Consider the following 14,079-nt stretch of genomic DNA (forward strand, 5'->3'; position numbering starts at 1 on the left):
TTACTTGCGGTTCCGACGACGCAGCCGCGCGAACACCGCGCCGAGCAGGCCGAGCGTCGCCGCCGCCGGCACGACCGGGCTCTTCTGCTCGTCACCGACGACGGCGCAGCCGCAGCCGCCCTCGTCGACGATGATCGGGCCGCCGCCGGAGCCGCTCGTGTTGCCGCCGACGCCCGCGCCGCCGTCGCCGCTGCTCATGCCCGGCCGAACGGCGACCTTCACGAGGTCGCTCGCGAGGCCCTTGCCGTCGGAGACGGTGAGCTGGAACGTGAGGACCGTCTCGGCCTGAACGTCCGGGGCGATGAACGTCGGCTTCGGCCCGTCGGCCGGCATGAGCGCGACCTCGGGCCCGGTCGTCTGCGTCCACTTGTACGTGAGCGCGTCGCCGTCCGGATCGATGCTCTTCGAACCATCGAGCGTGACCTGATCACCGCTCGACACCACGAGATCCGCGCCGGCGTTCGCCACGGGCAGGCCCACGCAGTTCGTGCTGTCCTCCACGATCGACGCGAACGGCTTGTTCACCGCGCCCTGCACGTCGATGTCGTCGATCTCCCAGCCGTACGCGCCGGCCGCCGGATCGGTGCCGATCCGGAAGCGCAGCTTGAACGACTTGCCGGAGAGGGAGTTGCCGAAGTTCAACGTCATCGTGTTGAAGCCCGGCCACGCCGCGTTCTGGTTCGTGAACCCTTGCCGGTTGCCGAGCGGGTTGTCCGAGATGTTCGTGATCGTGCCGGTGTAGGGCACCATCGCGAACTGGCTCGCGTCCTGCCAGCTCGCCCCGCCGTCCGTCGAGATCTCGATGACGGCGCCGTCGTAGTTGACGGTGCCACCCCCCTGCGGCGGCGGACCCACCTCGAACTGGTGGCGGTGCTTGAGGGTGATCGTGACCGGGCCGGGGCCGGCGACGATCATCGGCGACTCGAACGAGGTGTCGCTGAGCGAGCCGAGATCCACGCCGTGGAAGACGTGGTTCGGCGGGCCGTTCTGGATGCGGCTCCAGACGCGATCCGCGTTGTCACCCGACTTCGTCCACGTCTCGAGGTCGCTCTCGGCGCTCTCGATCGTCGCCGAGTCCGGCACGTTGTCGTAGTTGAGGTACGGCACCTCGACGAGCGTCGACTTGGGCTCGCAGGTCTGGGCGCTCGTCACCGCGATGTCGAGCTTGACCGAGCTGATGCCCGCGACCGAGCCGTCGAGCGCGACGTCGATCGTGGCCTTGGCCGTCCCGAAGGGCGGGACCGTGCCGAACTGCACCTGCGTGCCGTTCGGGAACGAGATGCCCGCCTGCTGCGCCGACACGCTCGCGACCGCGTCGGTCATGGGCGCGACGCCCGTGTTCTTGAGCTCGATCGTCACGCGGCCGGCCTCCTGGGCGTCGAGGCGCCCGTCGGAGTCGCAGGACTGGATGGCATCGTCGAGCCCGCCCGTGAGGTCGGAGACGAGTGCTTTGACCTCGAAGCTCTCGACCACGCCGACGTTGTCGTTCGAGTCGCGCGGCGGCGAGACCGCGCACGAGCCCGCGCCGCGCTTGGCGAAGGCCTGGGCGAGGATCTTCATGTCCTCCACGTCGACCGCGGCCGCGGCCGCGAGGATCGCGTCGCGCTGCTCGAGGTACGTCGCGTCCGGCGGGACCATCTTGAGCGATGTGACGATGTAGTCGGCCATGCGGCGGCGAGCCCCTTCGAAGTCGTAGGGCGCGCCCGGCTGCTGGCTGCGCTTGAGGAGCGCGACCGTCGACTCGAACATCATCGTCGCCCACACCTCGCCGGCGTTGTGCGACTCGGAGTTCGGCGCGGGGATCACGACCATCGGGTGATCGGGCAGCGCCTCGCCGTCGGCGATGTGCCGGTAGGTCAGGCCGTTCTTCGTCATGTCGGTCGTGTACGGGACACGCCGGATGCCGTAGTAGCCGCTGTCGCCGAGCGACGCCGTGGCGTAGACGCTCATGGCGAAGACGCCGTCGAGATCGTCGCCCTCGCGCAGGGTCATGTGGAGCGCGACCGTGTCGCCCCAGCCCTCGCCCATGCCGGCGCACATGTTGGCGCCGCAGTACGCGAGCCGGTTGTGCAGGTAGTGGCCCCACTCGTGCGCGACGATGTGGTTGTCGATCGTGCCGTCACGCTCGACGCCTTCGGCCGAGCGGACCATCGTGGCCGTCACGTCGCCGCCCATCATGGCCTGCTTGATGGCGTTGCCCGAGTCGAGCGTGACCGACAGGACGGGGATGTTCACGGCCTGGTTCGGCTGCCCGTTCGGCATGTACGGCGGGGCGGGCTCGTTCAGGTGGTTCGCGAGGATCATGCCGATCGCGCCCGCGGCCTGCGCGTTCACGGCCTTCTGCTTGAACGTGCAGGCGCCGCGATCGATGACGACGATCTTGCCGGCCACGTTGTTCTTGATGGACTGGCAGCCGTCGCCGAAGGTGCCCGGCGTCTCGTTCGTCGTGGTCGTGGACTGGTCGTCGACGAGCGAGAGCGAGCCGGTCGTGTTGAAGACCTGCAGCCCGAACTCGGCCACGTCGGTGCCGTAGTTCTTGCCGCCGGGGTTCGTCGTGAGGCTACGCGCGCTCGCGCCCGACCAGAGGTACATCTGCATGATCGGCGACTCGCCGTCCGCAGGCGTCTGCATGTTCGCGTTGTTGCGGCTCTGGTTGTTGAACGCGTCGTCCTGGGCCTCGGCCCGGAGCGCGTCGCCCTCCTCGCCGCCGCGGCCGTAGTTGCTCTTCTGCGCGTTGCCCGCGGCCTCGTCGAAGCCCGAGTCGTACCAGTAATCGTGCAGCCAGTTCGTCACGTAGAAGAGCTGCGTGGCGGCGGCCATGATCTGGTTCGGGCTCGACGTCGGCGCGGCGTTCACGTCGTAGGTCCGATCGAACGTGGCCGGCGCCGTGACGCTCGGACGCGTGTCGCCATTGCCGAAGCCGTCCGGCTGGTAGTGGTCGGCGTACGCGTCGACGTTGTTGCCGGAGGTCGAGGTCGCGCCCGAGGGCAGCCACGGATCGAACGTACCCTCGGGGTTCTTGTTGAAGCCGTCCATCGAGACCAAAACCGGCGCGATGAACGGGGGCGTCGAGCCGTCGGGCTGGCCCGTCGGGTGCGGGGTGAAATCGGCCTGCGGGCCGTCGAGGGGGCGTTTGTCGCCGTCCGGCTCGGCCCAGACCCTGTAATTGAAGACGGCGTCGTGCGATAGGTTCTGCCGATAGAGGACGCGCCCGTCGTCGGCCGCGATCACGTAAGCGTAGAGCCCCGCGTCCTTCTCGCCGACCTCGCGCGGGCGAATTTCGAGGTAGTAAGCGGGAACGAGGCGATCCGGCAACGGGAAAAACACCTTCTTCACGCGCGCGGGGCCGGCAAACTCGTGATCCTGCGTGGGCAGGAGATCGAAGGTCTGGTAACGGCCTTTTTCGCCGCGCGGCAGGAGGTTCGCCGCGGGGAGATCGGTCCCGTGGAAATCACGGAACGCGCTGGCGAGGGCGCCCTGGGGCGTCACGACGAACGTGCGCGGGACCCGCTTGTTCCCGGCAAACCCGGACGGGTGGAGGTTGTTCGACGCCGCCACGAGGCGATGGCCGCGATCGAGCATGACGCTCGCGCCGCCGCGGAAGACCTCGATGCCGTCGATCTCCTGGCCGAGGCGCACGACGACGCCGCCCGCGCCGCGATCGTGAATTTCACGCACGACCGTGGCCTGGATGGCGGCCTCGGGCAGCTTCAGCATCTCGGCCGCCGAGACGAGCGCCTTGCGCGCGGCGACGTCGGGTTTCGTGGACGCCACGAGCGCCTTCGTGCCGCTCTGATCCCGCGAGGCCCAGAAAAAAGTGGGGGCGCCGGTGTGCGGATGCACCGACGTGACGTGTCCGCCGATGGGGGACCGCAAGACGCGCGCGCCCCCGGCGGGAGTCGGCTGCGCGCGATAATAAGCATCGAAGTTCGGCAGATCCTTCGCATGAGCGAAGGAAGCGCCGACCAGCGCCGTGAGCATGGTGAGACAACGAACGGAGCGCTTCATCGAAATCCTCCACCAACGGAGATACGCCCGCCCCCTCCAATAGCGAAGCGGGCGGGAGACGGGCCAAGACGGAGGCCTACTCGCTTATCGTGCGAGAGGGAAGCAGAATTGCGCAGAATGTTATGGTCTCCCCGCGCACCGGCGCGCGCTTGCGCACGTATTCGGACGATGATGCAAGATTCCGTCGACCACGGCTTGGAATTTCCCGCGGCGCTGCTGTTCTTTCGCAATCCGAGGTGCTCGGCGCGCGACTTGTGCTAATGGCGGCCCCGCATGGTCCGTCGGTTCTTCCCGTGGTTCCTTTCGATCCTCGCCTCCGGGTGCGGCGGGACGCCCCCTGCCCTCGACCATTCGGCGCCGCCGCCGCGGATCACCGCGATCCCCGCGGCGCCGCCCGTCGTGACGCCGCCGCCGAAGCCCGCGGAACCGAGCCCTCCGGGGACCGCTGCTGCACCAAAGGTTCCTGCTCCCACGAATTCGGGTCCTCCTTTTCCGCCGCCCACGTTCCCAGCGCCTCACGCCCGCACCGCCAAACCCGGCGACGGCGTCTTCACGCTCCTCGAGGAGGGCGCCGCGCGCGGCACCGGCGCGATCGCGCGCACCACGGTCCACCCGCACCCGATCAAACCCCACCCGTACGTCGTCGTCGTGGCGATCGATCTGCGGAAGGTCGACCTGCGCCTCGTCGCGGGCACGGAGGAGCCCACGTCGACCGTGGTGTCAACGGATCGACGCCCCGGCCTCGTCCCCGCGGCGGATCTGCCCTCACTGATTGCGGTGTTCAATGGCGGGTTCATGGCGAAGCACGGCAAGTGGGGGATGATGGTCGACGGCGACGTCTTCCTCCCGCCGCGGGAGGACGGTTGCACGGTGGCGCTGCTCGGGGACGGCTCGGTGCGTATCGCGAGTTTTCCAGCGCTCGCGCCCGTCACCTCCGCGCTCCGGTCCTACCGGCAGACGCCGCCTTGCCTGATCGAGGGCGGCGCGCTCCACCCGCGCCTTCCGGCCGAGGATACGGCGCGGCTCTGGGGCGCGGCCGAGGGCGGCGATCGCGAGATTCGCCGCACGGCGATCGGATTGCACGAGGACGGAACGACGCTGCTCTTCGCGATCGGCGAGTGGGTATGGGCGCGTGATCTCGCCGCCGCGATGAAATCGGCCGGCGCCGCGTCCGCCGCGGAGCTCGACATCAACTGGTCCTATACGCGGTTCCTCCTGTACGACCATTCCACCCCGCCCGCGGTCGTATCGACGCTGATCGAAAAGGTCGAATACTCGAAGAGCGGATATGTATCGAAGCCTGCACCTCGGGACTTTTTCTACCTGAAGCAGAAACAATCCGGCGCCCCCGCGCCGCGTTGACCCGGCGCCTTGCGTGCCCCGCCTTGCCCAAGGGGTTGGGTAGGGCAGACCGCAGAGTTCACGGCAAGCGGGAGCATGCGGTGGAAGGAGCGTCCTCCATAGCCCCGAAAACGGCTTGCGGAGGGTGCTTCCGGGCCGATCTCCCCCTTGACCCGTTTTTTCGCATGTGGTGAGGTCTCTCGTTGGCAAACACCGGAGAGGCCGGCGTCCCCTGGGCCGGCGGGCCGCTGAGGTCCCTCGCGCCGGCATGGCGCCGACGGGGAGAAAGGGCATGTCGCCCATGAGTCGATGGAGAAGGTTCGGAATCACAAAGTTCGCCGCGGCGACCCTCGCGCTCCTCGTAGCCGTGAGTGCGGGCGCGGGTTGCGAGGGCACGGATCCCCCGGGCAACGCCGGCGGCGCCGGTGGTGAAGGCGGGACCGGCGGCGCGGGCGCGTGCAGGACGCCCGAGGATTGTCCCGGCGCCGACACGGTCTGCCGGACGCGCACCTGCACGGAGGGCGTCTGCGGCGAGACGTTCGCCCCCAAGGGCACCGCGAGCGATACGCAGATGCCCGGCGACTGCGCCCGCGAGATCTGCGACGGCCAGGGCAAGCTCACGCTCGAGAACGACGACACCGACATCCTCGACGACCAGAACGATTGCACCCAGGACGTCTGCAATGCGGGGCAGCCGGAGAATAAACCGCTCGCGGCCGGCGACGCCTGCACGATGAACGAAGGCAAGCTCTGCGACGGCGCGGGCACCTGCGTGGAGTGCCTCGCGCCTTCGGACTGCGAAGACAATATCTGCACGGACAACGTCTGCGTGCCCGCCGAGTGCGCCGACACCGTGAAGAACGGCTCCGAGACGGACGTCGATTGCGGCGGCGATCTCTGCGCCCCCTGCGCCGACGGCCTCGTCTGCAAGGTGTCGTCCGATTGCCAGAGCGGCGTGTGTGACGCCGGCGTCTGCCAGGCGCCCGCCTGCATGGATACCGTCGAGAATGGCGACGAGACGGACGTCGATTGCGGCGGCGGCACCTGCAGCCCCTGCGGCCCCGGTCTCGGCTGCACGCAGGACAGCGACTGCGCGGGCGAATCTTGCTCGGGCTCGGTTTGCTTGCCGACCTGCACCGACGAGGTCGAGAACCACAACGAGACGGACGTCGACTGCGGCGGCCCGAACTGCTCGCCCTGCGGCGACGGCCTCGTCTGCTCGGTGGACTCGGATTGCGTGAGCAAGATCTGCCCGAACGGCCTTTGCCAAAAGGCTTCGTGCATGGACACGGTCCAGAACGGGAACGAGACCAGCGTCGACTGCGGCGGCACGGACTGCGCCCCCTGCGGCGACGGGCTCGTCTGCAATGGGCCGACCGACTGCCAGAGCAGCGTCTGCACGGGCAACGTCTGCCAGGCGGCGACGTGCACCGATACCGTGAAGAATGGCGCCGAGACGGACGCGGATTGCGGCGGCGGCACCTGCACGACCTGCGAGCTCGGCAAGAGCTGCCTCGTGAACGGCGACTGCACGAGCAACATCTGCGCGGGCAAGGTCTGCGTGCTCTCGCTCTGCGGCGACGGCATCATCACGGGCCCCGAGACCTGCGACGACGGCAACGCGGTGGCCGGCGACGGCTGCGACGCCGCATGCGCCCTCGAGGTGGGCTGGCTTTGCGCCGGCACGCCGAACGTCTGCAACACGATCTGCGGCGACGGCATCATCACGGGCCCCGAGACCTGCGACGACGCCGACACGGACGCCGGCGACGGCTGCTCCGCGACCTGCAAGGCCGAGCTCGGCTACGTGTGCACCGGCTTGCCGAGCGTGTGCAAAACGGTCTGCGGCGACGGCATCCCGGCCGGCAGCGAGCCGTGCGACGACGGCAACATGAACGACGACGACGCCTGCCTGCCCGGCTGCGTGGCGGCGACGTGCGGCGACGGCTTCGTGAACCTCGCGGCCGAGGGCTGCGACGACGGCAACAAGACGCCCGGCGACGGCTGCAATGCCACCTGCCAGGCCGAGCCCTTCTTCGCGTGCTTCGGCGCGCCGAGCACCTGCGTCCTCGTCGAGTCCGAGCCGAACCCCGCGTGCGCGACGGCGAGCGGCCCGCTCAAGCCGCCCTTCGTGGTCACGGGCAAGATCACGCCCGTCGGCGACATCGACTACTACTCGTTCACCGTGCCCGCGGTCGCGGACGTGAAGATCGAGAGCTTCGTCACGTCGGTCGGCTCCTGCGCGACGGGGAACGACACCAAGATCTGGCTCCACGCACCGGACTGCACGACGGTCGTCATCGAGGACGACGACGACGGCATCAACAACTGCTCGCTGATCGATCCGGCGGTCGACACGGCGGCGCGCAAGCTCGCCCCGGGCACGTACTACGTGCGCTTCGAGGAGTACGGCAACAACGCGGCCATCGCTGCCTACCAGCTCCAGGTGCAGTTCATGGCGCTCTGCGGCGACGGCGTGGTCTCGGGCAGCGAGACGTGCGACGACGGGAACAAGGCGGCCGGCGACGGCTGCTCGGCGACCTGCGTCGTCGAGCAGGGCTACCAGTGCACGGGCGCGCCCAGCGTCTGCGTCACGAGCTGCGGTGACGGCGTGATCAACGGCGCCGACGTGTGCGACGACGGCAACAAGACGGCCGGCGACGGCTGCTCGGCGACCTGCACGATCGAGTCGGGGTATAGCTGCCTCGGCAGCCCGAGCTACTGCGCCCTCATCGGATGCGGCAACGGCATCATCGACGGCACCGACGTCTGCGACGACCACAACAAGACGGCCGGTGACGGCTGCTCGGCGACCTGCACCGTGGAGGCCGGCTTCAAGTGCTCCGGCAACCCGAGCGTGTGCGTCCCCTTCGAGACGATCTGCAACGACGGCGTCGACAACAACGGTAACGGCCTCACCGACGCCGCCGACCCCGACTGCGTGCTGCCGGCCTACTTCCCCGCTTGTGCCGCCGGGCAGAAGCTCCACATCTACAGGTCGACGCACGCGGCGATCAGCATCCCGGACTTCAACACGACGGGCATCACGAGCACCCTCGCGGTGGGCAACGTGGGCACCATCCAGCGTGTGGCGCTGCTCCTGAACATCACCCACGGCTGGGACGGCGACGTCGACGTGTTCCTGAAGCCGCCCGCCGGCGCGGAGCTCGACATGACGACGGACAACGGCAGCTCGGGCGACAACTACACGAACACGATCCTCGACACGACCTGCAGCACGGCCATCACCGCGTCCGCGGCGGCCCCGCCCTACTCGGGCTGCTACCAGCCGGAGACGTCGCTGGCGTCGCTCAATGGCACGTCGCCCCAGGGCAACTGGCAGTTGCACGTCCTCGACGACGGGAGCGCGATCACGGGTACGCTCGACAAGTGGGCGCTGATCCTCTGCGCCACGCCCTGACCCTTCCGCATCGGGCCGGCCGCGCTCTCCCCGCGGCCGGCCTCCCCCTCGACATCCCCTGACCTCGCGTATCGTGGGATCTCCGCGCTTCTCCAGCCCGGAGCTCCCCGGTATCCTGCCGCAGCGCGCACACGGAAGGGGCGTGCGATGCGACACCTCGCTCTCGCGAAGATCCTCGTCGTCCTCTCGATCCGCGCCGCTTATCCCCTCGCGGCCCCGCTGCTCTTCGGCATCTTCCTCGTCGCCACGGTTCTTTTCGGCCCCAACGGAATGAGCCCGCCCGAGGCGCTCGTCGTGATGCGCGCCTCCCCCACGATCATGACCGTCCTCTGGGCCGGGTGGCTCGTGCTCGGCTTGCCCGCCGCGCGCGCCGCGCTCGTTCCTCCGTCTGGGACGTATCTTCGCTGGTTGCCCTCCCCGCGCCTCGTGTTTCACCTCGCGGGCGCCACGTGCGCGCTCGTCGTCGAGGCGCCGTGGATGCTCCTGTTCGGGCGCGGCGAGGGCCTCCTGTCCGCCACCACGGCCGGGCTCGCGGCCCTCGCAGGGCACGCGCTCGGCGCCACGCGGCCCTGGGGCGCGCGGGAGGCGTTCGCGGCGGCCGGGGTGGGCCTCGCCGTCTTCGCTCGGGTCCCGCCGCTCGCGTTCGGGGCGGGGCTCGTCGCGGCGTGCCTGGCCGTCCCGGCTGCCTTCCGCCGCGCGCCCGAGGTTTCGGCCGGGGTGAACCGGGGCTTCTCGGGTCGAACCCCGCTCGGCGCGCTCGCCTCGACGTTCCTGCTCGGCGTCCTTCGCAACGAACCAGCGGTCGCCTCACGCGCGCTCGCCCTCGCAGCGCTCGCCGGGCTCGTGCTGCCGCTCGCGGCGCGGGGGCACGATCTCACGGCGGATGCGTCCATCGGCGCGCTCGCCCTCGGCCTCGCCGCCGTCGCGCTCTCGCCGGGCCTCTCGGGGGCCGCGGCGGCCGTCGTGCGGGCGGAGCGCGCTACCGCCTGGCTCTGCGACGCGACCGGGACGGCGCCGGCAACACGCGCGCTCGCCGCGGCCATCGCGGGCGGCGTCCTCGGGGCAACGAGCGGGCTCGTGCTCGCGACCGTCGCGGCCCTCGGCCTGCATGCGCCGCTCGTGCTCGCGGCGCGGCTCGTCGTGCTCTCGGTCGCCTCCGGCCTCGCCACGGGCGCGACCCTCGTCGGCGGCGCGCGCGAGGCCGAGGCCTCTCCACGGCGCGGTGATCGCGGCATGCTCGAGGCGCTCGTCTGGGCTGCGTTCGGCGCGACGGCGGCCTCGTTCGCGGGGGAGCTCTCGCTCGCCGTGATGCTCACCGTCGGAATCGTGCGGGTCGGTTCGGCCGCGCGTCGCGCCGAAGTGCTACGCAGGCTCCGAGGTGCGGCGTGACGCTCTCGATCGTGGACTTGAACAAGTGGCTCGGCGGGCGGCGCGTGCTCGACGGGGTGAGCTTCTCGGCTGCGCGGGGCGAGGTCGTGGCGCTCTTCGGCGACAACGGCGCGGGCAAGTCTACGCTCCTGCGCATCCTCGCGGGCGTGCTCGACGCGGATGGGGGCCACGCGACCCTCGACGGCGCCTCGATCCTCGGCCCACGCGCCGCCGCGCGCGCGCACGTGGGTTACGTGCCCGAGGCCGCGGATGCGCCGGCCCACCTCTCGCCGCGCGAGCTCGCCGCGCTCGTCGCCGCGCTGAAACGTGTCCCGCTCCCGGACGAGGCGCTCCTCGAACGGCTCGACCTCCGCGCGTACTGGGATCGCCCCTTCGGCGGCCTTTCCCTCGGCCAGCGACGCCGGAGCTGCCTGTGCGCGGCGATCCTCGGCGACGTACGTTTGCTCCTGCTCGACGAGCCCACGAACGGGCTCGACGCGGCCGGCGTCCGCGAGCTTGGCGCGCTCCTCGAAGAACGTCGCGCGGCGGGCACGACGATCCTCGTCGCGACGCACGATCCCGCGTTCGCCCAGGCGATCGGCGCGACGCGAATCCGGCTCCTGGCCGGCAAGCTCCAGGCCTGATTACCCTTTCACGACGCCGATCGGCCGCAATCGCGCGACCTTTTTCGCGATCCCCGCCGAGGCCACGACGTCGACGACCCGATCGACGTCCTTGTACGCCGCGGGCGCCTCCTCGGCGAGCTCCGCGTTCGACGCGCAACGAATGACGATCCCGCGCGCTTCGAGCTCCTTGCGGAGCGCGTGCCCCGTCACCTTTTTCTTCGCGGCGGCGCGGCTCATTTGCCTCCCGGCGCCGTGGCAGGTGCTCCCGAACGAGGCCTCGCTCCCGTGCTCGGTCCCCATGCATACGAACGACGAAGTCCCCATGCTGCCCGGAATGAACACCGGCTGTCCGATGTCGCGATAGGCCGCCGGCACGTCGCGGCTTCCCGGCCCGAAGGCGCGTGTCGCGCCCTTGCGATGCACGCACACCTTTTTCCCCTCGTATTTCTCGATCTTCGCCGTGTTGTGACCCACGTCGTAGATCAACCGCAAAAAGCCCTCCCGCGCCCCGAACATCCGCCCGAACACCTCCCGAATGATGTGGGCGATGAGGTGCCGGTTCGCGAACCCGAAATTGGCGGCGGCGCACATGGCCGCGAAGTATCGCTGTCCCTCGGGCGAAGAGAGCGGCGCGCAGGCGAGCTGCCGGTCCGGCACCTGGATGCCATACCGCTGCATCACGCTGTCCATCAGGCGCACGTGATCCGTGCACACCTGATGCCCGAGCCCGCGGGATCCCGAATGCACGAGCACCGTCACCCGCCCGATGGAGAGCCCGAGCCGCCCGGCCAAACCCTCGTCGAACACCTCGTCGACGACCTGCACTTCGAGGAAATGGTTCCCGCTGCCCAGCGTACCGAGCTGATCGGCGCCGCGCTGCCGCGCACGCTCGGAGACCGCGGACGCGTCGGCGCCTTCGAGCGCGCCGCCCGATTCGATGTGCTCGAGGTCGGTCTCGGTCCCGACCTCGTGATCCCGGACGAGCGCCCCCGCGCCGCCTTCGAGGATCTTGTCGAGCTTCTTGCCTGAAAACGACCACCGCCCGCCGCGCCCGGCGCCCGAGGGCACGCTGCGCGAGAGCTCGTGCACGAGGCCCTCCAAGCGATCGCCGATGTCCTTGCGTTCGAGGTTCGAGACGAGCAGCCGCACGCCGCAGTTGATGTCGAATCCGATCCCGCCGGGGGAAATCACGCCGTCGGGCAGCGCCGTCGCGGCCACGCCGCCGACGGGAAAACCGTATCCCTCGTGCATGTCGGGCATTCCGCAGGCGGCGCCCACGATGCCGGGGAGCGTGGTCACGTTCACGAGCTGCTCGACGGAATGGTCGGAGAGCAAGCCGGGCAAAATCTCCGGGCTCGCGAAGATACGCGCCGGGACCCGCATGTCGCTGCGGTAGGACGTCGGAATCTCGTAGACGCAGGGAGCGACCTCGACGAACGGCGGAGGCGGCGCTTTCGGGGGTTCAGATGTCGAGGACGACGTGGACCGAGTAGCCATGCGAATCCTCCGTGATGTGGACGTCGTGCAGGGTGGCCGCCTTGACGAGGGGCCGGAGGTCCGGGACGACCGCGCCGCGAATCCGGGCCACGAGGTGATCGGGGGCGAGCTCGTCGAAATGGAAATCGACGTAGACCCGGCCATCCACCTCAGTGTGAAAGACGAGCTCGTTCAGCCAGTCGACGAGGAGCGCCTCGCGATCGACCGAATGCAGCGAGATCGCGACCGCCTCGCCGGAGGCCTCGGGCAGCGGCCCCTCCCCGACGGCGAGCTCGGCGAGCGCGCGGCCGGCCTCGGCGAAGAGCTCGGGAAAGGTGGGCGCGAAGAGGCCGAGCCGCAGCTCGGCCGTGTGGTCCTCGAAGGAATGGCGCGGGCCTTCCGGGCCGGACGTCATGGAGGGGAATATCGTCGCCGGCGGGACGACGTCACGGGAGGGGTGGAATGCCGAGGCCACCATGCAGGCGTGCGACGTCCTCGGGGCGGAGGCCGAGCATGGACGGCAGGCCTTTGAGGTATGCGCGCTCGGCCTCGGATTCGGTGCCCGCGGAGAGCAGGGAGACCACGTAGAATTGCTCGGCGATCTGGGGAGAGCGGATCTGCCCGACGAGCGCGAAGGGCGGCTGCGGGGCTTCGAGCTCGCGGGCGAGCGCGGCGCGATCCTCGGGGCCGAGGCCGGCGCGCGCGAGGCGATCGAGGATACGCGCGCGCTCATCGGGGTCGATCTGGCCGTCGATGAAGGCGGCGGTGATCATGGCTCGCACGAGGAGCAGGGCGTCGGCCTGGGCGTCCGCCGCGGGAGCGGGCGCGGGCGCGGGAGCCGGCGCGGGCGCGGCGGCAGGAACGGCAGCGACAGCGGGCGCAGCGGCGACCGCATTCGGCGGAGCCCCCCATTGCGCAGGCGGCGCAGGCGGAGCCGCATTCGGCGGAGCCCCCCATTGCGCAGGCGGCGCGGCGGGGGCCGGCGGCGCCGCATTCGGCGGAGCGCCCCATTGCGACGTCGGCGTCGTGCTCGGCTGCGCGTTCCACTGCGTCGGCGCGGGCGGCGCCGCGGGCGGAGGCGCCCCCCATTGCGACGTCGGCGTCGTGCTCGGCTGCGCGTTCCATTGCGCCGGCGCCGGCGGCGCCGCGGGCGGAGGCGCCCCCCATTGTGCTGTTTGCGGCGCGCTCTGCTGCGCGCCCCATTGCGTCGGCGGCTGCACGGGTTGCCCCGGCGGAGGCCCGCCCCATCCCGCTTGTGGCCCCGGGTTTGGCGGAGCGCCCCATTGCTGCGGCGGCTGCGGCGGTCCGCCCTGCGGGCTCCCCCAGGGCGCATGTCCCTGTGCAGGCGCCGCGGGCGCGCTCGTCCCCCACGTCGACGGATCGTTGTGGTAGACCGGCACCCCGAAATTCGTCCCGCCGCCTCCCTGCGAAGCCCCCGGCGGAATCGGCCCGGACGTCGACCCCATCAATTGCCCGAAAAACCCTTGCTGTTGCGGTGTAGGCGCCCCCGGCATGGCCTGCATCCCCGGCGCACCCGGCATGGCCTGCATCCCCGGCGCACCCGGCATCCCCGGCGCCGTCGGCTGCTTGAAGTGCTGATACGCCATGTACGCGAGCCCGCCCGCCGCTGCGACCCCGGCCGCGCCCGCGAGCAACGTGCCTGCGCCGATCCCGCTATCGTCGTCGCGGCGCTCGTACTCGTCGTCATCGCGGTCCCGCCGACGACGGCGCGAATCGCGGAAGCTCCCGCCTTCGACTCCATCCGAGACCAGCGCGCCCAGGATCCTCTGCGCATCGAACATGGACCGCATGTTCGCCGAGGATGCGCGCTGCTTTCAA

General features: G+C 70.4%; 8 protein-coding genes. 4 read left to right on the forward strand and 4 right to left on the reverse strand.

Features of this window, described 5'->3' with window-relative positions; translation table 11 throughout:
• Positions 1-4,008, reverse strand: coding sequence for a M36 family metallopeptidase (locus tag QHF84_RS01335; protein WP_281311293.1), 4,008 nt, complete (start codon positions 4,006-4,008; stop codon positions 1-3).
• A 273-nt stretch (positions 4,009-4,281) separates the two neighbouring features.
• On the opposite strand from QHF84_RS01335, the gene QHF84_RS01340 reads away from it, so the two are divergent.
• The 4 genes from QHF84_RS01340 (at position 4,282) to QHF84_RS01355 (ending at position 10,782) form a co-directional block, all read left to right on the forward strand.
• Complete coding sequence (locus QHF84_RS01340; RefSeq protein WP_281311294.1) at positions 4,282-5,370, forward strand: phosphodiester glycosidase family protein; 1,089 nt, start codon at positions 4,282-4,284, stop codon at positions 5,368-5,370.
• A gap of 280 nt (positions 5,371-5,650) precedes the next feature.
• Complete coding sequence (locus QHF84_RS01345; RefSeq protein ID WP_281311295.1) at positions 5,651-8,770, forward strand: DUF4215 domain-containing protein; 3,120 nt, start codon at positions 5,651-5,653, stop codon at positions 8,768-8,770.
• A 147-nt stretch (positions 8,771-8,917) separates the two neighbouring features.
• On the forward strand, positions 8,918-10,159 hold the full coding sequence (locus QHF84_RS01350; protein ID WP_281311296.1) for a hypothetical protein: 1,242 nt from the start codon (positions 8,918-8,920) through the stop codon (positions 10,157-10,159).
• On the forward strand, positions 10,156-10,782 hold the full coding sequence (locus QHF84_RS01355; protein ID WP_281311297.1) for an ABC transporter ATP-binding protein: 627 nt from the start codon (positions 10,156-10,158) through the stop codon (positions 10,780-10,782). The genes QHF84_RS01350 and QHF84_RS01355 overlap by 4 nt, the downstream gene beginning before the upstream one ends.
• Here QHF84_RS01355 and QHF84_RS01360 read toward each other — a convergent pair whose 3' ends face one another.
• Genes QHF84_RS01360 through QHF84_RS01370 form a run of 3 tightly spaced genes read right to left on the reverse strand, consistent with a single transcriptional unit; the run spans position 10,783 to position 14,042 of the window.
• A complete protein-coding gene (locus QHF84_RS01360) occupies positions 10,783-12,261 on the reverse strand; it encodes an RtcB family protein (RefSeq protein ID WP_281311298.1) in 1,479 nt (492 codons plus the stop codon). It lies immediately after the preceding gene.
• Positions 12,227-12,655 carry an archease gene (locus QHF84_RS01365; protein ID WP_281311299.1) on the reverse strand — a complete coding sequence of 143 codons (429 nt, stop codon included), beginning with the start codon at positions 12,653-12,655 and terminating at the stop codon, positions 12,227-12,229. Before QHF84_RS01365 ends, QHF84_RS01360 begins: the two co-directional genes overlap by 35 nt.
• Before the next feature lie 31 nt (positions 12,656-12,686).
• Positions 12,687-14,042, reverse strand: a complete 1,356-nt coding sequence (locus tag QHF84_RS01370; RefSeq protein ID WP_281311300.1) for a tellurite resistance TerB family protein — start codon at positions 14,040-14,042, stop codon at positions 12,687-12,689.
• Between the last annotated feature and the right edge of the window lie 37 nt (positions 14,043-14,079).

Origin of the sequence: Polyangium sp. y55x31, from assembly GCF_029946505.1 — a bacterium.
In the GTDB taxonomy this organism is placed as follows: Bacteria; Myxococcota_A; Polyangia; order Polyangiales; family Polyangiaceae; genus Polyangium.

What these genes read in the sequence shown, in the direction of transcription:
- QHF84_RS01370 (WP_281311300.1), bottom strand. Translation starts at nt 14,042, where the DNA reads ATGTTCGATGCGCAGAGGATCCTGGGCGCGCTGGTCTCGGATGGAGTC.
- QHF84_RS01365 (WP_281311299.1), bottom strand. Translation starts at nt 12,655, where the DNA reads ATGACGTCCGGCCCGGAAGGCCCGCGCCATTCCTTCGAGGACCACACG.
- QHF84_RS01350 (WP_281311296.1), top strand. Translation starts at nt 8,918, where the DNA reads ATGCGACACCTCGCTCTCGCGAAGATCCTCGTCGTCCTCTCGATCCGC.
- QHF84_RS01360 (WP_281311298.1), bottom strand. Translation starts at nt 12,261, where the DNA reads ATGGCTACTCGGTCCACGTCGTCCTCGACATCTGAACCCCCGAAAGCG.
- QHF84_RS01345 (WP_281311295.1), top strand. Translation starts at nt 5,651, where the DNA reads ATGAGTCGATGGAGAAGGTTCGGAATCACAAAGTTCGCCGCGGCGACC.
- QHF84_RS01340 (WP_281311294.1), top strand. Translation starts at nt 4,282, where the DNA reads ATGGTCCGTCGGTTCTTCCCGTGGTTCCTTTCGATCCTCGCCTCCGGG.
- QHF84_RS01335 (WP_281311293.1), bottom strand. Translation starts at nt 4,008, where the DNA reads ATGAAGCGCTCCGTTCGTTGTCTCACCATGCTCACGGCGCTGGTCGGC.